Raw genomic sequence first — 21,116 nt, 5'->3', positions numbered from 1 at the left:
TCTGATGTGAGTGTGTTTTTTAAAAATAATGTGCTGTTTGGTGTTTGTTTAAAAATTTGAAAATCAATATATAAATAAAAAAACAATGAGTTTTTAATGAGTTAAAAAATGTGTAAAAGTGAGTTTTTTATGGGGTGAAATATTAGGAATGATTAACACTTGGGGGTATGTTTGCAACATGTTTTACTAAAAATTTCCAAATTCAGTTTTGTTATGAGAAAAACAATAGGAATTTTAATTTTAATGATGTGGACAACAATGTTGTTTGCACAGGATGTCACCGTTACAGGTAAGGTGACGTCACAATCAGACGGCGCCCCCATACCGGGAGTGAGTGTCGTCCAACAAGGTACAACCAATGGTGTCATTACTGATGTTGACGGAAATTACCAGTTGACCCTTCCCGAAGGTGCAACTATAGTTTTTACGTTTATTGGTATGGAACCTGTAGAAGTAGTTGCTGACCAATCCAATATCGATGTTCAGATGGTTGAACAGGTAACCGATCTTGACGAAGTCGTTGTTGTGGGTTATGGTGTTCAGAAAAAAAGTGTTGTGACAGCTGCAATTAGTAGTGTGTCAGCTGAAGACCTTGAAAAAACTAAACCTTCACGCATAGAGGATGTGTTGAAAGGAAAAGTTTCAGGTGTTCAGATCACTCAGAGTTCCGGCCAGCCAGGTTCTGACTCAAAAGTCAGGATTCGTGGAATTGGAACCATTAACAACAGTGATCCACTTTACATTGTAGACGGTATGGCTGTAGATGGTGGTATCAATTATCTGAACCCTGCCGATATCGAATCAGTAGAGATTTTAAAAGATGCCGCATCTGCTGCAATTTACGGAGCCCGCGCGGCCAATGGAGTGGTTTTGGTTACTACCAAAACGGGAAAAGAAGGTGATGCAACCATTAATTATGACTTTTCTTATGGTTGGCAAAATCCCTGGAAAAAACGTTCTGTTCTTAATGCTGAGGAGTACATGGTTATCATGAACGAAATGGAATTAAACGATGGCCGCAATCCCATTTATACTCCTGAGGAAATTGCGAGTGCCGGAGCAGGAACTGACTGGCAGGATCAGACTTTTAACTACGATGCTCCTGTTCAGAATCATCAGGTAAGTCTTAATGGAGGAACGGAAAAAGTTTCTTATTTTTTGTCTTTTGGCTATTTTAACCAGGAAGGAATTGTTGGTGGAAACTATGGACGTTCAAACTTTGAACGTTACAGTGTAAGAACCAATAACACCTATACTGCATTTGATTACGATCGTGACTATCTGAGTAGTTTAAAGGTTGGAATGTCTGTAGGTTATTCGCGTGTTGTGTCTTCCGGAGTTGAGACCAATTCTGAGTATGGATCCATTTTAGGGAGTGCATTGGCTTTTGATCCAACCGTTCCGGTCTATTCTGAAAATCCTGACGCCGATTTGGCTGCTCACCCTGAGGCTGTAACTGATGAAGATGGCCGTGTTTTCTCGCTTCCTCCAAGTGGTTTTCAGGAAATTGCTAACCCGGTTGGGATGTTAAATGAACCTACAGGAAGTGAAGACAATTCTGATAAAATTGTAGCCAATTTCTGGGGTGAGTTAGATGTATACAACGGTTTGAAATTCAGATCAAGTTATGGCGTTGACTTAGCTTTCTGGGGTGGTGATGGTTATCGTTATCCTTACTTCCTTTCTACACAAGGTAAAGATTTTGACCGGAGCACTGTATATTCTAATATGCACCGCGGTTTTAAATGGCAGGTTGAAAATACTTTAACTTATACCAATTCTATTGCAGACAGACACAACTTTACCATTTTGGCAGGTCAGTCTGCAAGTGAATATACATCTCGTCATTTGTATGGTGATGACTTTGACTTATTGGAAGAAGATCCTTCAAAAGCTGTAATTGATTATGCAACTGCCAATCGTGATGATGAACGAGTTGCAGGTGGTACTGATGGAGTAAGTGCCAAAACGCTGGCCTCCTATTTTGGTCGTGTAGATTACAACTTTGATGAGAAATATCTGATTCAGGCTACTGTACGTTACGATGGATCATCCAATTTCGGACCAGAAAACAAATGGGCTACATTCCCTTCTGTATCGGTAGGTTGGAATGTGACGCGAGAAGGATTTATGGATGGCCGTCCCGATTGGTTCAATTATCTGAAGATACGTGCCAGTTGGGGACAGAATGGTAACGAGAATATTGGTGCCTTTGCTTATACCAGTTTGATGGACGGTAACCAAAATTACTACTTTGGATCCGGTGATGATGATGAATACCTGCAATATGGTAGTAGTCCTTCACGTATTGCCAATCCTGAGGTTATTTGGGAAGAGTCAGAGCAAATTGATATTGGTTTTGATGCCCGTTTCCTTAACAGTGCATTAACTTTTGGTTTTGATTACTATAAAAAAGAAACCAATGGTATGTTGATGGATCAACCTATTCCAAGCTACAATGGTAAAGGTGCGCCTATTGCTAATGCCGGTGATATGGAAAACACTGGTTTGGAATTTGAAATCAGCTACAAAAATAGTGTTGGCGATCTTAAGTATAATATTTCAGCCAATGCATCTTACCTGAAAAATAAACTGATCAATATAGGTAACGAATCGGGTGAAATTGTTTATGAAAGCAACTCAACAGCAGGAGTAGGTGATTTTGTGAAAGGTGAAAACGGTGAAGTATTCCCATATTTTTATGGATACAAAACCAATGGAATCATTCAAAATGAGGCACAGGCAGCTGAATACAATGCGGCCTATGGCGAGTCAGCAGTGCCTGGTGATGTTCGCTTTGTAGATACTGACAATGATGGTGATATTGATCCTGATGACCGGACCAAAATTGGTAAAGGTATTCCTGACTGGACCTTTGGTTTCAATCTGGGAGCAGAGTGGAGAGGATTTGACCTGTCTGCATTCTTCCAGGGAAGTCTTGGAAATGATATGTTTGACTTTTCACAGCGTAGTGATATTTCACGTATGAACCGTCCTGCATGGATTCTGGATCGTTGGCATGGTGAAGGAACCTCCAATGAGATTCCGCGCGTTTCTGTTGATGGTTTTGGAGATAACTGGGTGTCATCTGATCTTTACGTAAAAGACGGATCTTACATCCGTTTAAAAACACTGCAGTTGGGATATACCATTCCTAAGTCTGTTTTAAACAATTACATTCAGCGATTCAGAGTTTATGTGGCAGCTGAGAACCTGCTGACCATTACTGATTATGACGGTTTTGACCCTGAAATCGCATCTGGTGGTTTTACTACTATTGGTATCGACCGTGGTATCTATCCACAGGCCAGAACTATTTCTGTTGGTGCTAATATTACATTCTAAACCGAAAAAAAAGATTTCTATTATGAAGAGATATATTAAATCATTAGTCTTAGCTGCATTGGTCGGTTTTACTGCTTGCAGCGACGATTTTCTGACAGTTCAGCCTACTGCTTCTCAGGAAACAGGAGGACCTGCAACTGAAGGAGCCATTTTGGCCAACCTTGGAGCGACTTATCAAATACTCTTATTTGATAGTTATGCTGATTATCAATACAATAGTGTTCCGCTTCTTTCGGACTTGCGTTCAGATGATATTTTTAAGGGTGGAGGAGATGCCGGTGACCAGGCAGTTTTGTACAAATTGTCTCAGTTTGAGCCTACCTCTGTTGATATTCCAATTGGTTTATGGAATATTTACTACAGCGGACTTAGCCGTGCCAACAACGCTATAATTTCTTGTGAGAATGCAGTTGATGTGCCTGAAAATAAACTGAACCAACTTAAGGCAGAGGCACATTTTCTTCGTGCTTACTATGTACATTGGTTGTGGAAATTCTGGGGTAATATTCCTTATTTCGAGGAAGATCTGGAAGAACCATATATGGCACCTCAATATACAGCTGATGAGATTTATGCTGAAATCTTAGAGGACCTCGAAATTGCAACAGCAGCAGGTGCTTTGCCGATGAATACAAATTCTGCCAATGATGGACGTGCAACCCGTGCAGCAGCATTGATGCTGAAAGCCAGAGTTGTTATGTATCAGAAAGATACCGATAAATATGCTGAGGTAATGGCTGATATGCAAACCATCGTTAGTGAAGGTGGCTATAGCTTACCTGATTATGCCAGAATTTGGTCCCGCGAGGGAGAGTTTGGACCCGGTTCTATTTTTGAGGCCAATCATCAGGCTGATGGTAAAGACTGGGGAGCTGCATGGACTGGTTTTGGTACCAATTTGCCCCGATTTATTTCACCTAATGAACTCACCGGATTTGATCAGCTACAGATTGATCAGCAATTAGAGAACGGAGTACCTGAAAGTGAACTGGACACCATTCCTTACGAAGGTGGTTGGGGATTTGGTCCTGTACGTACTGATTTAGTTTCTGTTTTTGAGGAAGGTGACGAGCGTCTGGCAGCTTCAGTTAATAAGTTTGCCAAAGGAACTTACACTGAGCGTTTTCAGGATACAGGTTATTTTATGGCTAAATATGCTGCCCGCGAGGATTACAATGATGCGCCTTTTAATCCGGATCTGAACTTTGAAAACAATGTGCGTATTTTCCGTTATGCTGAAGTTTTACTGAATATTGCCGAATTAGAAGTAGTACATGGTGTAGCTGCCGGAGCAATGACAGCCCAGGACGCTTTAGATCTTATCAGAGAAAGGGCAGGACTGGAAACTATTACTGCTGATGTGGATAACATCAAACTTGAGCGTCGCCGTGAGTTTGTGGGAGAAGGCATGCGTTTTTGGGATATTGTACGTTGGGGAGATACCAATTTGCTGAACGAAGATATTCCTGAGTATTCTTCATCCCGTACCTGGGAAGACTATATGAAGTATTTGCCGATTCCTCAATCTGAGATTGACAAAACTGAAGGCGAGTTTAAGTTAGAACAAAACGATGGGTATAATTAATTTGTAAAAACAGATGATTATGAGCAATATAATAAAATCAGGAATCGCAATGTTTATGGCAGCTTTTCTGCTATTGGGTTGCGAACCGGAAGAATTTGATAAATCCAGTTTGGGGCTTGAAGGTGCTCCAACTGATGAGCAAATGGATTTCACCGTTACACCGGGTGATGATGCTTTCCATTTCAATTTGCAAAACAACACACCGGTTTCAGGTGTAGCATCTATTGAGTGGAATCTTGGAAATGGAACTGTACTCAAGGGTAATAGTGTTGAGGCTTACTATCCTGTGCCGGGAGTGTACGATTTAACGCTAACAATTACTGCCAATAATGGTGAGTCTAACTCAAAGGTCCAGGAAGTTGAGCAAACCGAGACCGATTATGACTTTTTGGACAGCCCTGTACTTAATATGCTAACAGGCGGAGCAGACGCTGCAGAGGGTAAAACATGGGTCGTTGATAGTTTGGCTGCTGGTCACTTTGGTATCGGACCTCCGGATGGCGTTGGTACCGAATGGTGGGCTGCACAGCCATTACAAAAAACAAATTCAGGTGCTTATGACGATGAATTCACATTCAAAATGGTAGAATTTGTTTTCGAATATAAAAATAATGGTGATTCGTATGTGAAGGATTTCCGGGTTGATGGAGATGCAGTGGCTGAATATACAAATCCCGTCCCTGTCGATGGTACTGATTACCGTGTTAATTATACTCCATCTGCTGCTACTTGGTCTGTAGTTGAAAAAGATGGTGTCAACTATTTGCAGTTAACTTCTACCAAGCCGTCATTTTTTGGCTTTGACTATGGTGGAAGCTATGAATATCGGATCGATGAAATCACCGAAACCTCAATTAGTATGAGTACTATTGGAGGAGACGGCAATCGTTGGTACAATAAGTTGATACTTAAAGGTTACGAGAAGCCAGTTGTAACGTATCAAACTGTTATCGCTGAAACCGAGGAAGAAAATGAGTGGTCTGTAAATCTGGACAATGTGAATATTCCTGATGGTATCAGTGTTAATGGCTATACTGTAGATTTTGGTGATGGATCAGATGTTTTAACAACCGAGGATTACAATGCAACTCTTTCTCATGTATACATGCGCAAAGGAACCTATCCGGTAACCATTACCGTCCTGGCATCTAATGAAGAAGTAGTGGATAATCAATCCATAACGGTTGAAAACTACCATTCTGAGTATGAGCCATTCTTGTTAGATCAAATGGTAATGTATGTTGACAACAGTGAAGTGCAAATGGCACCGGTATTGGGGCAGGACTGTGAGGTAACTGTAGTTGACAACCCTGAACGAATCTATCCTAATAAAGGAGTGAAGGTATTCCACTATCGCAAGGAAAACCAGCAATGGGCAAATGCCTATATGGAATTACCTGCCGGATATCGCTTTAATCTAACCAATTCTTCTGTTTTCAGAATAATGGTTCGTGGAAAAGCAGGACAAGAGATTCTGATGAAACTGGAGAATACTGACAAGGGAGATAATGCTTGGCAGACAGGTACATATGATCTTATCTATACCATTCAGGCAGATGATACCTGGGAGGTTGCCGAATTCGATTTTGCCGGTGTAGGTGCCGGTTTTGATTGGACTGGTGATCAATTCACTTCCGATGTTACAACCGATCCTAATTTCAATCAGGGTTTTTACAACGTGATTCGAATCATGTGTAACCCCGGGGTTGGGGAAGGTGTTCACGAATTTTATTTTGATGATCTTGAAGGTCCTCATGTTGAAGGGCTGAAATCTGCAAGTAATTAAAAACTAATTTTTTTGGAAAGTGGAGTGAATTCTCCACTTTCCATCTTTTTTATCCCACTTTTGACTTTCACACACAACTAATTTTTTTTGAGATGGATAGGTTTCTGTTAGGCGTTAAAATATGGATTATTGCAATAATAATCCCTGCGTTTGTTTCATGCAGCGAAGATGGAAACAGCCCGGAAAGTTATAATGTTGATTTTTCAATAGAAGTTGATTCAGAAAATCCCAATAATATTATTCTTACCAATTTGTCATCGGGTGACTATTTATACGTTGAATGGGATTTCGGTAATGGCCAGTCGACCGGTAAAATTACAGATAAAGATCTTGAACAAACAGTTTATTATCCTCAAAAGGGAGAATATGAAGTTTCCTTAACTGTTTGGGGGCCATTGAATAGTACCGCCGATACAAAAACCTTGACAAAGACTTTAACGATTGAAGAAGATGATCCGGATTATGTCAATCCTGAAGGTCTTATTTGGTCGGATGAATTCAACAGTTCATCAGTTAATCCGGCAAACTGGACTTTTGAGGTCGGAACCGGAGACTGGGGCTGGGGCAATGACGAATTGCAATACTACACCAACGGCGATAATGTTGAAATCGCTGATGGAAAGCTGATTATTACCGCTGAAAAAGTTAATGACAATAAAGAACGGGGCTCATATACTTCAACCCGTATGGTTACAATGAATAAGCATGAATTTACCTACGGACGTATCGAAATTCGTGCAAAACTACCATCAGGAACCGGTGTTTGGCCGGCGATATGGATGCTTGGTTCTAACTTAAGCCAGGTTGGATGGCCCGCTTGTGGCGAAATTGATATTATGGAGTACGTCGGTTATCAGCCTGATATTGTTCACTCAACAGTGCATACTTCAGCAGGTTCTGGTGGCAATGGAAGTGGTAGCAGCATGTCTTTAACTACTGCAGAAGAGGCCTTTCATATTTACGGGCTTTTATGGACTGAAGAATCTCTTACTTTTTATGTGGACTCTCCTGATAATATTGTGCATACTTATGCTCCTGCTTCAAAGAATGATGACAACTGGCCATTTAATAAACCTCACTTCTTTATACTGAATGTCGCCGTAGGCGGAACCTGGGGAGGTGCTCAAGGTATTGATAACAGTATTTTCCCACAATCCATGGAAGTTGATTATGTGCGTGTTTATGAATTGGACTAAAATTTTTTTAGGATACAATCCAATAAATGAAGTTTAAGATCGCAATTCGGTTATTCGACATCTTAAAACCTAATATAAAAACAAAATGAAAAGCGTTAAACATTTATCCTTAATAATAATCATAATGCTTGGCAGCTGGGCCTGTCAGGTGAATGACAGTCATGATAATTCCTCCGAAGTTGAGACTAAAGTAGAGCAACTTCTAAATGAAATGACCCTTGAAGAAAAAATAGGTCAGATGTGCCAGGTCAATGGCGGATATGGCCATGATGAAAGTATTCGTAAAGGGATGATAGGATCGATACTGAATGAGGTTGATCCGCAAAATATTAACCGACTGCAAAAAATTGCTGTTGAAGAGAGCCGTTTAGGTATTCCAATTATTGTTGCCCGTGACGTAATTCATGGATTTAAAACAGTCTTTCCTATTCCCTTGGGACAAGCGGCGACCTGGAACCCCGAGTTGGTACAAAAAGGTACTCGCGTTGCTGCTATGGAAGCATCCTCTACAGGTGTAAAGTGGACTTTTGCACCAATGATAGACATCAGCAGAGATGCACGATGGGGGCGTATTGCTGAAAGCCTTGGCGAAGATCCATATCTGACTTCTGTTTTAGGAGCTGCAATGGTCAAAGGATTTCAAGGCGACAGCTTAAATAGCGAAACCAGCATTGCAGCGTGTGCCAAACATTTTGCAGGCTATGGCGCTGCCGAAGGTGGTCGTGATTACAATACTACTTCTATTCCTCCCCGCGAACTGCGCGATATATACTTACCTCCTTTTAAAGCTGCAGTTGATGCCGGTGCTCGAACCTTTATGTCAGGTTTTAATGAAATTGACGGTATACCTGCTACAGGAAATAAACAACTTCTTACAGATGTATTACGCAACGAATGGCAATTCGACGGGTTCGTGGTGAGCGACTGGGCATCGACCGTGGAGATGATTCCCCACGGGTTTGCTAAAGATGCAAAAGAAGCCGCCCAACGCGCCATTAAAGCCGGAGTCAATATGGAAATGGCCACCACCTCTTACAAAGATAATATTGCTGCTTTAATTGAAGAAGGAGCATTAGAAATTGAAGACATTAACCAGGCCGTTCGCAATATACTGCGTGTGAAATTCGAACTTGGTTTATTCGATAATCCATATATCGCTGAGGAAAAGCAAAACCAGTTTGCAAAACCTGAATACCTTGAAGCCGCAAAAAAAGCTGCTACTCAAAGTATGGTCTTGCTTAAGAATGAGCAAAAAACATTACCAATAAATACATCCAAAAAAGTTGCATTGATAGGTCCGATGGCCGATCAGGCTTATGAGCAATTGGGCACCTGGATTTTTGACGGAGACACTACTTTATCGGTAACACCCCTGCAGGCTTTTAATGAGACTTTTGGACAGGAGAATGTACTCTTTGCTGAAGGAATGGCAATTAGCCGTACCCGTCACCAAAAAGGCTTTAGAAAAGCCATTGAACAGGCCAGAAAATCAGATGTGATTGTATTTTGCGGAGGTGAAGAATCCATCTTATCAGGCGAAGCACATTCCCGTGCTAATATCGATTTGCCTGGTGTGCAAAATGACTTGATTAAAGAATTAAAGAAAACCGGTAAACCACTTGTTTTGGTGGTTATGGCCGGACGTCCGCTAACCATTGGAGAAATTAGCGAGCACGCCGACGCTGTTGTATATGCCTGGCATCCCGGAACCATGGGTGGCGCTGCACTGGCTGATATCGTCTCAGGAAAAGCCAATCCCTCAGGTAAACTGCCTGTGACCTTTCCCAAAGTTGTAGGTCAGATTCCCATCTATTATAATCATAAGAATACTGGTAGACCTGCCAATCCCGACTCGTGGACTCAGATGTATGACATTCCTGTAAAAGCACCTCAGACTTCACTGGGTAATGAGTCTCATTATATTGACGCAGGCTTCACACCTCTGTATCCTTTTGGTTACGGATTATCCTATACATCATTTGAGTACAGCGATTTGAGTCTTGATAAAGAGGTTTATGCTCCGGGCGAAACCATAGAGGTCAGTTTCGCACTTAATAATGTTGGAGATTTGGCAGGTGATGAAGTTGCACAGGTTTATGTTCAGGACCTGGTGGGTAATGTTACTCGTCCTGTGAAGGAACTTAAGGCATTTGAACGCATTAGTCTTGATAAAAATGAGGAGAAGAGTGTGACTTTAACTATTGAGGTTGATGATTTGAATTTCACCAATATTGACATGGAGCAGGTAGTTGAGCCCGGTGAATTCCAGCTTTGGGTGGGGGGTGACTCCAACGCCAAGCTCACAACCAATTTCGAAGTGCAATAGTGATTGACATGGCTGCGGCCTGAGCATTTTACAGCTGCAAACAAGAGAAAAACGTTTGCTAAGCATGAAGTTATTCATCAATGTTGATAAGCGAATATTTTTATCTGGTGGCATCTTTTGTGCCACCAGTTCAAAATTATTAATATGATTGAATTATCCAGAGGATATATACGATTGAATATCGAAGAGCCACAGGAAGGGTATACTGGTTCCCGATTCGACTGGACCGGGAAATTGGTTCAGCTCTGGTGGAAAGATATTCCAATGTGTACTTCTGAGCTGTCAGGGAGCGATTCAGATGAGCAGGGGAAAGGATTTTTTAATGAATTTGGCATTGATAAACCTATTGGATATGATGAAACTAAAGTAGGAAAATTCTTTCCTAAAATAGGCGTTGGAATGCTTAGGAAAGAAAACAATAAGGAGTACGACTTCTTTAACAAATATGACTGCCTTCCTTTTGAATTTGCTACTGATGCAGATGATTGGAGCGTTACGTTTAAGTGTATCAACCGTTTTGAGCAATATGCCTTTCTACTAAAAAAAACGGTAACGCTGACTGAAAATGGGTTGGTTATTGATTATCAGCTTGAGAACCGCGGGAAAGTAGAATTCAACACTTCGGAATATGTTCATAATTTTATCTCACCCGGCAAGCGAAACCTATCAGATGAACTCCAACTTACTATTGGAAAGGCTATTGATGGAAAGCAATTTTCTAAAGGCTTAAACCCCAATGACTGTTTATCATATTCAGGAAACAAAATAACCTGGAAAAACACCCCGATGTCTGACTTTTTCTTTGAGAATATCTCAGAACCTAAGGAAGAAGGCTTCAACTGGAGACTGATAAACAAAGACCTTAATGTATCCATTTCCGAAACTGTCGATTTTAAGCCGGAAAAGATAAACCTCTGGGGACGTGCCCATGTGGTAAGCCCCGAACTGTTTAAGACCATTAACCTGAAACCCGGAAAAACGGAGCGATGGCAAAGGGTTTTTGAAATAAATGAAATAGAAAGCACATAGACTAATTTTTTAAAAGATGGCAAAAAGAGAGATCTATTTAGGAGATGCTAATTTAAACGACAACTTTGAGAAAGTGGACGGTGAATTTGTCGTTTGTGACAGTGAGAAGTATTACAAGATAAGTCATTACGATGTGATGGATGATTTTTTCATGAGCATCGTTAGTGATTCTGATCACTGGATGTTTTTGTCAAGTAATGGCTCACTGACTGCCGGTAGAAAAGATCGCGACAATGCTCTTTTTCCTTATTATACCGATGATAAAATTCATGATTATCAAAGGATGACCGGGAGTTATACCAGTCTTTTGGTTGAAAAAGATAATAAAACCTACTTATGGGAGCCTTTTTCGAAGGAGACCTCTCAGGTATATAAAATAGTACGTAATCTATACAAAAGCATATACGGTAATAAAATCATTTTTGAGGAAGAGAATCTTGACCTTGGTGTGAGCTTCCAATACTCATGGGCCAATAGCGAAAAGTTTGGTTTCATTAGAAAATCCTCGATTCAGAATACTGGGAATAACAACCTTAAAGTAGAGGTTTTAGATGGCATCCGTAATATATTGCCTTATGGTTTAGATTATGCCTTTCAAAATGAATTCAGCAATTTGCTCAATGCCTACAAGAAAAACGAACTTTTGGCAAAAAGTAAATTAGCAGTCTTTTCATTAAGCTCCATTCCGGTTGACCGTGCTGAACCCAGCGAATCACTAAAAGCTACAACGGTTTGGTCGTGGGGACTTGAGAACAGCACTATTCTTTTGTCTGACAACCAAATTAATAACTTCAAGTCAGGACAAAGTTTAGCCACTGAGGAAGATGTAAGAGCGGCTCGTGGTGCCTACCTGATTAATAATGTTTTTGAGTTGAAAGCTGATGAATCGCAAAAGTGGGGTCTTGTCGCTGAAATTAATCAGGACAATGGTGCTGTAGCTGAACTCAATGATTTTATCCAAACCGAAAATGATATTGACGGAGTTATTGCAATTGATATCGAAAAGGGTACCAGGAATTTGATTGAAATAGTGGCTGATGCCGATGGCTTACAGCAGGGTAGCGATGATTTAAGTTGCGCGCGTCACTTCTCAAATACCCTCTTTAATGTCATGCGGGGTGGAATTTTTAATGATGGCTACCAGATTGATGTTGTTGATTTCAAACTGTTTGTTAATAAGGTCAATAAAAAGCTGGAGGCTGCCTTTTCATCCTGGCTTAAAGAATTGCCGGCTAAATTAACTTATGATGAACTCATTGATAAAGCAAAAACAACTGCTGATACCGATTTAATCCGTATTTGCTATGAGTATTTGCCATTAACATTTAGTCGTCGTCACGGTGACCCGAGTCGCCCCTGGAACAAATTCTCAATTGAAACGAAAAATGAGGACGGCAGTCCCAAATTGAGTTACGAGGGTAACTGGCGTGATATTTTCCAAAACTGGGAAGCGCTGGGACTCTCATTTCCTGAATTTGTGGAAGGCATGATCGCAAAATTCCTGAATGCTTCAACACCCGACGGATACAATCCTTACAGAATTACCCGTGAAGGTATCGACTGGGAGTGTCCCGATCCTAATGATCCATGGGCCTATATCGGTTATTGGGGCGACCACCAGATTATTTACTTACAGAAACTTCTTGAGCTGTCAGATAAATATCATCCTGGACAGCTTGGAACGCTTTTGACTAAGGATATTTTTGTTTATGCCAATGTCCCATATCGAATTAAGTCTTACAAAGATATAGTTGCCAATCCTCAGGATACCATTCAATTTGATGCCGAATTAAACGCAAGTATCAAAGAAAAAGTGGCAGAACTGGGTGCTGATGCACGTATGCTGGCCAATTCCAAGGGCGATCTTTACAAGGTTAATCTGACAGAAAAGGTTTTGGTAACTCTGCTGGCCAAGTTAAGCAATTTCATTCCTGAAGCAGGAATATGGCTCAATACACAACGGCCCGAGTGGAACGATGCCAATAATGCCTTGGTGGGCAACGGTGTATCGATGGTTACGCTGTATTACATGCGTCGCTTCATCAAGTTTTGGTCCGATCATTTAGAAAGCTTATCCAACATTGAAATAACTCTTTCTGGTGAGGTTAAACAATTACTGGATACCATCCATAACTTATTTGCCAATAATACCGCCTTGCTCGAAAAAGGATTCAGTAAAGCGGATAGAAAACTCTTTGCTGATACATTGGGTATAGCAGGAGAAACTTACCGTAACAGCATTTATGAGAAATCCTTTAAAGGCGAACGTATCAGTATCTCTACCAATGAGCTGAAGCAGTTTATGGACGTGGCCCTGGCTTATATGGATCAGTCGATTCGTGCCAACAAGCGTGAGGATGGTCTTTATCATGCCTATAACCTTATTGCTTTTGATTCAGAAGGAATTGCCATCCGCTATCTGTATGAGATGCTGGAAGGTCAGGTAGCTGTGCTTAGTGCCGGTTATTTAGATGCCAAAGAAAGTCTGAGCGTTATGGATGCATTAAAATCTAGTGCTCTGTTCCGTGAAAATCAGTACAGCTACATCTTGTATCCCGATCGTCAATTGCCTCTTTTTGTAGAAAAGAACAACATACCAAAGAATAAAGTTGAAGGTTCATCCTTGCTGTCTAAGTTGGTTGCAGATAATAATACTACAGTTTTATCGCGTGATAAGCTTGGCAACTATCATTTCAATGGTGTAATGCGCAATGCAGATGAGTTAGTAAAAGCTTTGGATGCATTGCCAAAAGAAAAATATGGTAAACTGGTTGATGAAAATAAAGAAGGGGTATTGGCCATTTACGAATCCATGTTTGATCACCAGTCATTTACCGGTCGTTCAGGTACTTTCTATGGCTACGAAGGGTTAGGGAGCATTTATTGGCACATGGTGTCGAAACTTTTACTGGCTGTTCAGGAGAACTATTTTGAGGCTGAAAGAAACAATGCTGATCCAGCAGTGATCGGTCGTTTAAAAGATCACTATTACGAAGTCAAAGCGGGCATTGGTTTGTACAAATCACCCGATTTATACGGAGCTTTCCCAACAGATGCCTACTCGCATACACCCGGTGGCGCAGGAGTTAAACAACCCGGCATGACCGGTCAGGTTAAGGAAGATGTCATCACTCGCATGAATGAACTGGGCGTAGATGTTATCAATGGAGAAATTGTGTTTAACACCTCATTGTTGAACCCGAAGGAGTTACTGGAGGGTGATGCAGAGTTTACCTATTTCGATGTGGATGATAAAGAGCAACGATTGAATCTTAAGGCTGGACAACTGGCATATACCGTTTGTAAAGTGCCGGTTATTTATTCCAAAGCTAATAAAAATGAGGTGGTTGTGACAATGGCTGATGGTAAGAAGAAAACATCCGCCGGCGTTGTAATTGACACTGAAACCTCTGCTCAAATTTTTAAGAGAAATGGTGTAGTTAAATCGATCGAGTTAAAAATAGAATAAGCAAGTAAAGAGGCTGATCTGAAGCCAATCTGTCATGAGAGACAAAACGGCGGATCGGAATCCGCCGCACCTGATCTGTCATTGAAAACAAAGACAAGAACCCCACTGTGGGCGATCTTAATGTTCAGGAGAAGCGATAGTGAAATCAGGTTCCCGAATGCCAGCCTGTCGGGAAGAAGGAGGCCAACTATCCGGGAGTAGTGTTTAATGAAGAATGATAATTGATAAAATTAAAATGAGTATGTCCAGGTTTCTAATCGTATCAATAATACTAGCCTCAACTCTTTTAGCCGGAGTTTCGGGTTGTCGTTCAGGCAATAAACAGCAAAAAGACACAACTGATTCGGAAATGAAATCAGCCTCCATTCAACAAAATGAGGAGGATTTATTGGCCGGAACGTACCGGGCTGTGTGTTATTCAGGGTTTCGCAGCGGACAACATCCCGACAGGGGAGATGGAGCTGTGTTGCCAAGCGATGAAGAAATACTCGAAGATTTAAAGATTATCAGTGAAGACTCTCTTTTTAACCTGATTCGTTTATATGATTCTCAGGAAAACTCAGCTTCAGTCCTTAGGGTTATCAAGGAGCATAATCTGCCGGTTAAAGTGATGTTGGGTATTTGGCTTAAGGCCGAGTTAAGCAATCACGAAGGCTGTGCATGGCTTAATGAGCCCATTCCGCAAGAGGTGCTAGAACAAAACAGACAAGACAACCAGGAAGAAATTCAACGGGGGATAAACCTTGCTAATCAGTATCCTGACATCGTTGCTGCTGTAAATGTGGGTAATGAAGCGTTGGTGGATTGGAATGACCATTTGGTAGAAACAGATTCAGTGATTGCTTATTGCCAAAAGGTAAAAGAGGCCATTAATCAACCTGTCACGGTAGCAGAGAATTATGAGTGGTGGGCTGCACATGGAGAGAAGCTTGCCAATGAACTGGATTTTATTGCCATTCACATTTATCCTGTATGGGAAGGAAAAGATATTGATGAAGGTTTAAGCTACTCCATCGAAAATGTGCAAAAGGTGCGGGACGCATTGCCCAACAGTACCATAGTTATCAGTGAGGCCGGTTGGGCCAGTGAGGGATCAGAATTTGGAGAACGTGCCAGCGAAGATAAGCAATTGAGGTATTACAACGAGTTAATGGCCTGGGCTGATAAAATGAATATTACCACTTTCTTTTTTGAAGCTTTTGACGAGGATTGGAAAGGAGATCCGAATAATCCCCTTGGGGCAGAGAAACACTGGGGCCTGTTTAATATCGACAGGAGTCCCAAAAAAGTTATGACACAGAATAATTAGAAAAAATGCCCTGATCTCTGTTTTCAATTAATCCATTTTTAAAAGTACCGCATATGAATGCCATTAAGATTGCAAAGGAAGATAAAGTACCCGTTTTTCAGAAGGTAGCCTTTGGCTCGGGGCATCTGGCCAATCAGTTATTCCCGGCAGCACTTGGGGTATTTATGGTTGTTTTGGTGATGTCCCTGGGCATGAATCCAATATTAGCAGGAATATTAGGCGCCTTACCAAGAGCCATTGATGCACTGACGGACCCTGTTATGGGCTTTATTTCCGATAATACTAAATCCAAATGGGGACGAAGGAAGCCATATATTTTGCTGGGAAGCGTTATTGCCGGTGTTTCCTTTATGATTATGTGGCAATTAAACCCTCAGAATTCAGAGCTTTATAATTTCGTTTATTTCCTGATTGTATCACTTTTCTTTTACCTTGGCTACACCATCTTTGCCACACCACTTATTGGTCTTGGTTATGAGATGACTCCTGATTATAATGAGCGTACACGGCTCATGGCGGTTTCTCAGTTTATGGGACAAATTGCCTGGATGATAGCCCCCTGGTTTTGGGTGATTATTTACAATCAATCGCTTTTCGATTCGGCACCTGAAGGAGCTCGTATTTTGGCTGTATGGGTAGGTGGTCTTTGTATGGTTTTAGGCATCATGCCTGCTCTGTTTAATAAAGAGATGATTGTGCCCGAAAAGGATAAAATGAAAACTTTATCCATGAGTGAAATGGCCGCTAATTTCAAGCACTTCATGTCCGGCATTAAGAAAACATTCAAGAATAAGCCGTTTCTTCGTCTTTGCGGAGCTACCTTTTTGATTTTTAATGGCTTCCAAACCATTGCCCAATTTGCCTTTTTCATCATTGTCTATTACTTGTTTAATGGTGATAAAGTGGCAGCCGGTAACTGGCCCGCATGGTTTGGTACCATCAGTGCTCTGGCAACCGCCTTTTTGGTTATTCCCATTGTTACCAAAATTTCAGAAAGGATAGGAAAGAAAAATGCGTTCATCATAGCTACATTAATTTCTGTAATCGGATACTCACTCAAATGGTGGGGCTTTAATCCGGATAATCCGTGGCTCATGTTTATGCCAATCCCTTTCTTGTCATTTGGTATCGGAGGTCTGTTTACTTTAATGATGTCCATGACTGCCGATGTTTGTGATTTGGATGAGTTGAAAAACGGTGAACGTCGTGAAGCCATGTTTGGAGCTGTATACTGGTGGATGGTTAAACTGGGTAACGCATTGGCTCTATTGCTGAGCGGTATTGTATTGCACTTTGTGGGCTTTGATGAGCATGTTGATGTGCAAGCAGCTGATGCCATTGTGAATCTCCGCATTGCAGACATTGTAATTCCAATTGCAACGGCCTTATTGGCGATCCTTATTATTTTTCCTTATGACATCACTGAGCGCAAGGCAAATGAGATACGTGAGGCATTGATTGCCCGACGTGGAAAAGTGCATCATGAGGATGAAGAGATTTAATAAAAAATATAAGAACATGGGTAAGATAGGATTTTTTGCAATTATCGGGCTTTTAGTATCAGCAACAAGCTGTAACAGCCCCAAAGAAGAATATAAATTGATATGGCAGGACGAATTTGATTATACAGGTCTGCCTGACTCTGCCAAATGGGATTATGATCTGGAAGGGAATCCCCATGGATGGGGGAATAACGAATCGCAGTTTTATACCAAAGCCCGAAAAGAAAATGCATGGGTGGAAGATGGTAAACTACATATTACTGCTGTCAACGAACCTTATGAAGATAAAGAATTTACCTCTGCCAGGTTAATCTCAAAAGCTGACTGGCAGTATGGTAAGATAGAGGTGAGAGCCCGCCTGCCCAAAGCCAGAGGCACTTGGTCGGCCATTTGGATGATGCCCGGAGGATGGACTTTTTCAGATGGTAACTGGCCTGATGTAGGCGAAATCGATATAATGGAGCATGTGGGATATGATTTGGGCGTTGTGCATGCATCAGCACATTCCAAAGATTATCAATGGCAAAAAGGGACTCAGCAAACAGGTACAATTAATGTCCCTGATGTTGATACTGAATTCCATAATTATAAGCTGGAGTGGACTTCAGATACCTTAAAAGCCTTTGTTGACGATCAGCAATACTTTAATTATGTAAACGAAGGTTTAGGCGTTGATAAATGGCCATACAATAAACCTTTTTACCTGATATTAAATGTCGCCGTTGGCGGAGAATGGGGAAGTGTTGAGGGCATTGATTCCATTGCCTTTCCTCAAACCATGGAAATCGATTATGTGAGAGTTTATCAAAAAAAGTAAGACCATTTTAATCTATACAAGATGTCGAAAACAGTAACAAAATTGTCATTCAAAGAGAAGCTGGGCTATGGCCTTGGTGATACCGCATCCCATTTTGTTTGGGATATGGTCGGTTTTTGGATATTAATTTTTTATACCGATACTTTTGGAATTTCGGCAGCTGCAGCCGGTACTATCATGCTGATTGCCCGCATCTGGGATATGGTTAGCGACCCGCTCATGGGAGTTATTTCCGATAGAACAACCACAAGATGGGGGAAATTCCGTCCATATATTTTATTCACTGCTGTCCCCTATGCTATTTTAGCAGTGTTAACATTCACCACTCCGGATTTAAATCAAACGGGTAAGGTGATATGGGCTGCTGTAACTTACTTTCTATTGATGACTGCCTATACAGCCATTAATCTGCCGTATTCATCGCTAATGGCAGTGATGACCTCAGATTCAACCGAAAGAGCAGGGATTAATACTTTTCGCTTTATCAGTGCGTTTTCGGGGCAGTTAATTGTAACCGGTCTGGCTTTATCTATGGCCATTTACTTTGGCAAAGGCGATTTTAAAACACAAATTGTCGATCATCAGGCCACTGGTGGTGTAGCAAAGGTGGTCAACGCTGATAGTATTCTTTATAAGCTCAATCCGGGATTTGTAGGTATTGATACTATTCGTTATTCAATCGAAGACGAAGAAGAAAAAGTTGCTGATGGGGTTGCCTATGTAGTAGTAACTCCATCTGAAAAAGATACTTTGGATTATGGAAATGGCTTTATGGCTTTTGACTCAACTGCGATAAAAGAGAAGGCCAATGTGGCAGGTGTAATTCCTTACCCGCTGGCCCGTGAAGATGTACATTACATTGACACAGGAATGCTTGAGTCAGTGATTGATGTGCGTGCCAACGACAATATTGTTGATAAGGCTAAAGGCTACCAGTATACGCTTATGGTATTAGGCTTTTTAAGTGTGGTTTTTTTCTTTATTACATTTTTTTCCACAAAGGAACGCGTGCTGCCGCAAGTTTCGAAGCAACAATCGATTCGTGCTGATTTTAAAAACCTGCTGAAAAATAAGCCATGGGTTATTCTGGCTTTAGTTAGCATTGTGTCTTTTATCATGTTTGCTCTTCAGAACCTATCCATTGCGTATTATTTTAAGTACTATATAGGTACGGAGGAAAATGTTCAATTATTTAATGTAGTGAGCAGTATTGCCTTAATTGTGGGATTACCTATCGCAAAACCATTGGCAAAACGTTTTGGAAACCGGAATGTATTTATGGGCAGTACCATTTTGTCAGGTATTTTCTTTGGACTGCTCTACATTCCCGGGCCGGGTGATTATACATTAATCTACATCTTTAATATTTTGGCGAAGTTTACTTATGCCCCTGCAGTGGTTTTACTATGGACGATGTTGGCCGATACCGCCGATTACTCAGAGTGGAAAACCGGCCAAAGAGCTACCGGTCTTATTTTTTCTGCTGCTACCTTTGGTCAAAAAGCAGGATGGGGCATTGGAGGAGCTTTGGCAGGATGGCTTTTGGTATTGTTCAATTTTGAAGCAAATGCAGTTCAAACAGCCGAAACCATCAGTGGCATTAAACTCATGGTTTCCGTTATTCCCGGTATTTTGTATATGTCGTGTGCTGCCCTGCTGTATTTCTATACCATTGATAAGAATACAAATCTTCAGATTCAGGCCGATCTGGAGAAAAGACGAGCGGAGGATAATGGTGAATAATCTGATGCCAGAAGACGAATTTGATGGGTTTTTACTTAAACATGAACTATAATAGAAATATGAGATACCAAATTGTTCATAAATGAGCTGGTTTGCAATGGGCGTTGGCATTTTCCTGTGCTTTGCCAATGCCTTTTTAATCTTTTAAATTTGATAGCTATGATTTCCTGGAAAAATTTACTTCTTTTTATTTGGTTTGGTGTGCCTCTCTTAACGGTGGGATGCACCGAAACGGATAAAGATAATTATGAATTGGTATGGAGCGAGGAGTTTGATTATACCGGACTTCCTGATGAGACAAAGTGGAATTATGATACCATTGGAAATTCATACGGATGGGGTAATAACGAGCTTCAATGCTATACTGTTGGTCGTAAGAAGAATGCATATGTGGATGGCGAAAACCTTGTAATTACTGCAAGAAAAGAAGCCTGGGACGATTTTAATTATACTTCAGCACGACTGACAACAAAAGAAAAAGGAGATTGGCTTTATGGACGCATGGAAATTAAAGCCAATATTCCCGGCGGCAGAGGTATTTGGCCGGCCATCTGGATGCTCCCTACAGATTGGGCTTATGGAGGATGGCCCGAAAGCGGGGAAATTGATATCATGGAGCATGTCGGGTATGAGTCTGATTCAATTTACACCACCGTTCATACCGGAGCTTATAATCACGCAATAGGAACTGAAGTTGGGAAAGCAACTTTTGTGCCTCATTGCGAGGGTGCTTTTTGTGTTTATGCTATTGAATGGAAGAAGGACAAAATTGATTTTTTTATAGATGATGAAAAAGTATTTACATTCGATAAACATAAAGGGGGGACGGATGTATGGCCTTTCGATAAACGTTTTCACTTGATACTGAACGTTGCTGTAGGGGGCCATTGGGGTGGCCTTCATGGAGTTGATGATGACATCTTTCCCGCTAAAATGTTGGTGGATTATGTGAGGGTTTATAAGTTTCTTGAATAATTGTTTATTTCTAAAACCCCTGCAGATATTGGAC

At 41.1% G+C, this 21,116-nt stretch carries 12 protein-coding genes; all 12 read left to right on the top strand.

Annotation, left to right across the window (positions count from 1 at the left end; translation table 11 throughout):
• Positions 1-213: 213 nt before the first annotated feature.
• The 12 genes from DDZ16_RS07290 (at position 214) to DDZ16_RS07235 (ending at position 21,082) form a co-directional block, all read left to right on the top strand.
• Entirely contained in the window at positions 214-3,345 is a 3,132-nt protein-coding gene (locus tag DDZ16_RS07290) for a SusC/RagA family TonB-linked outer membrane protein (RefSeq protein WP_109263775.1), read from the top strand.
• Positions 3,346-3,367: 22 nt separating this feature from the next.
• On the top strand, positions 3,368-4,930 hold the full coding sequence (locus tag DDZ16_RS07285; RefSeq protein WP_109263774.1) for a RagB/SusD family nutrient uptake outer membrane protein: 1,563 nt from the start codon (positions 3,368-3,370) through the stop codon (positions 4,928-4,930).
• A 19-nt stretch (positions 4,931-4,949) separates the two neighbouring features.
• Complete coding sequence (locus DDZ16_RS07280; protein ID WP_109263773.1) at positions 4,950-6,716, top strand: PKD domain-containing protein; 1,767 nt, start codon at positions 4,950-4,952, stop codon at positions 6,714-6,716.
• 92 nt (positions 6,717-6,808) lie between these two features.
• Positions 6,809-7,912 carry a family 16 glycosylhydrolase gene (locus DDZ16_RS07275; RefSeq protein WP_109263772.1) on the top strand — a complete coding sequence of 368 codons (1,104 nt, stop codon included), beginning with the start codon at positions 6,809-6,811 and terminating at the stop codon, positions 7,910-7,912.
• Between the two features lie 85 nt (positions 7,913-7,997).
• The gene (gene bglX / locus DDZ16_RS07270) at positions 7,998-10,238 is read left to right on the top strand and encodes a beta-glucosidase BglX (RefSeq protein WP_109263771.1); all 2,241 of its coding nucleotides are present in this window, start codon (positions 7,998-8,000) and stop codon (positions 10,236-10,238) included.
• A gap of 144 nt (positions 10,239-10,382) precedes the next feature.
• Positions 10,383-11,267, top strand: coding sequence for a hypothetical protein (locus tag DDZ16_RS07265; RefSeq protein ID WP_109263770.1), 885 nt, complete (start codon positions 10,383-10,385; stop codon positions 11,265-11,267).
• 16 nt (positions 11,268-11,283) lie between these two features.
• On the top strand, positions 11,284-14,736 hold the full coding sequence (locus tag DDZ16_RS07260; protein WP_109263769.1) for a hypothetical protein: 3,453 nt from the start codon (positions 11,284-11,286) through the stop codon (positions 14,734-14,736).
• Between the two features lie 241 nt (positions 14,737-14,977).
• The gene (locus tag DDZ16_RS07255; protein ID WP_158275626.1) at positions 14,978-16,045 is read left to right on the top strand and encodes a glycoside hydrolase family 17 protein; all 1,068 of its coding nucleotides are present in this window, start codon (positions 14,978-14,980) and stop codon (positions 16,043-16,045) included.
• A 53-nt stretch (positions 16,046-16,098) separates the two neighbouring features.
• Complete coding sequence (locus tag DDZ16_RS07250) at positions 16,099-17,547, top strand: MFS transporter (RefSeq protein WP_109263767.1); 1,449 nt, start codon at positions 16,099-16,101, stop codon at positions 17,545-17,547.
• 16 nt (positions 17,548-17,563) lie between these two features.
• Complete coding sequence (locus DDZ16_RS07245; RefSeq protein ID WP_109263861.1) at positions 17,564-18,364, top strand: glycoside hydrolase family 16 protein; 801 nt, start codon at positions 17,564-17,566, stop codon at positions 18,362-18,364.
• A 21-nt stretch (positions 18,365-18,385) separates the two neighbouring features.
• A complete protein-coding gene (locus tag DDZ16_RS07240) occupies positions 18,386-20,107 on the top strand; it encodes an MFS transporter (RefSeq protein WP_109263766.1) in 1,722 nt (573 codons plus the stop codon).
• Between the two features lie 159 nt (positions 20,108-20,266).
• The gene (locus DDZ16_RS07235; RefSeq protein ID WP_198416683.1) at positions 20,267-21,082 is read left to right on the top strand and encodes a glycoside hydrolase family 16 protein; all 816 of its coding nucleotides are present in this window, start codon (positions 20,267-20,269) and stop codon (positions 21,080-21,082) included.
• The last annotated feature ends 34 nt before the right edge of the window (positions 21,083-21,116 follow it).

The sequence above is a fragment of the Marinilabilia rubra genome, from assembly GCF_003121985.1.
GTDB classification, from domain to species: Bacteria; Bacteroidota; Bacteroidia; order Bacteroidales; family Marinilabiliaceae; genus Marinilabilia; species Marinilabilia rubra.
The sequence above is the reverse complement of the archived record's forward strand: the minus strand, read 5'-3'. Positions and strand labels throughout refer to the sequence as shown.

What these genes read in the sequence shown, in the direction of transcription:
- DDZ16_RS07290 (WP_109263775.1), top strand. Translation starts at nt 214, where the DNA reads ATGAGAAAAACAATAGGAATTTTAATTTTAATGATGTGGACAACAATG.
- DDZ16_RS07285 (WP_109263774.1), top strand. Translation starts at nt 3,368, where the DNA reads ATGAAGAGATATATTAAATCATTAGTCTTAGCTGCATTGGTCGGTTTT.
- DDZ16_RS07280 (WP_109263773.1), top strand. Translation starts at nt 4,950, where the DNA reads ATGAGCAATATAATAAAATCAGGAATCGCAATGTTTATGGCAGCTTTT.
- DDZ16_RS07275 (WP_109263772.1), top strand. Translation starts at nt 6,809, where the DNA reads ATGGATAGGTTTCTGTTAGGCGTTAAAATATGGATTATTGCAATAATA.
- bglX (WP_109263771.1), top strand. Translation starts at nt 7,998, where the DNA reads ATGAAAAGCGTTAAACATTTATCCTTAATAATAATCATAATGCTTGGC.
- DDZ16_RS07265 (WP_109263770.1), top strand. Translation starts at nt 10,383, where the DNA reads ATGATTGAATTATCCAGAGGATATATACGATTGAATATCGAAGAGCCA.
- DDZ16_RS07260 (WP_109263769.1), top strand. Translation starts at nt 11,284, where the DNA reads ATGGCAAAAAGAGAGATCTATTTAGGAGATGCTAATTTAAACGACAAC.
- DDZ16_RS07255 (WP_158275626.1), top strand. Translation starts at nt 14,978, where the DNA reads ATGTCCAGGTTTCTAATCGTATCAATAATACTAGCCTCAACTCTTTTA.
- DDZ16_RS07250 (WP_109263767.1), top strand. Translation starts at nt 16,099, where the DNA reads ATGAATGCCATTAAGATTGCAAAGGAAGATAAAGTACCCGTTTTTCAG.
- DDZ16_RS07245 (WP_109263861.1), top strand. Translation starts at nt 17,564, where the DNA reads ATGGGTAAGATAGGATTTTTTGCAATTATCGGGCTTTTAGTATCAGCA.
- DDZ16_RS07240 (WP_109263766.1), top strand. Translation starts at nt 18,386, where the DNA reads ATGTCGAAAACAGTAACAAAATTGTCATTCAAAGAGAAGCTGGGCTAT.
- DDZ16_RS07235 (WP_198416683.1), top strand. Translation starts at nt 20,267, where the DNA reads ATGATTTCCTGGAAAAATTTACTTCTTTTTATTTGGTTTGGTGTGCCT.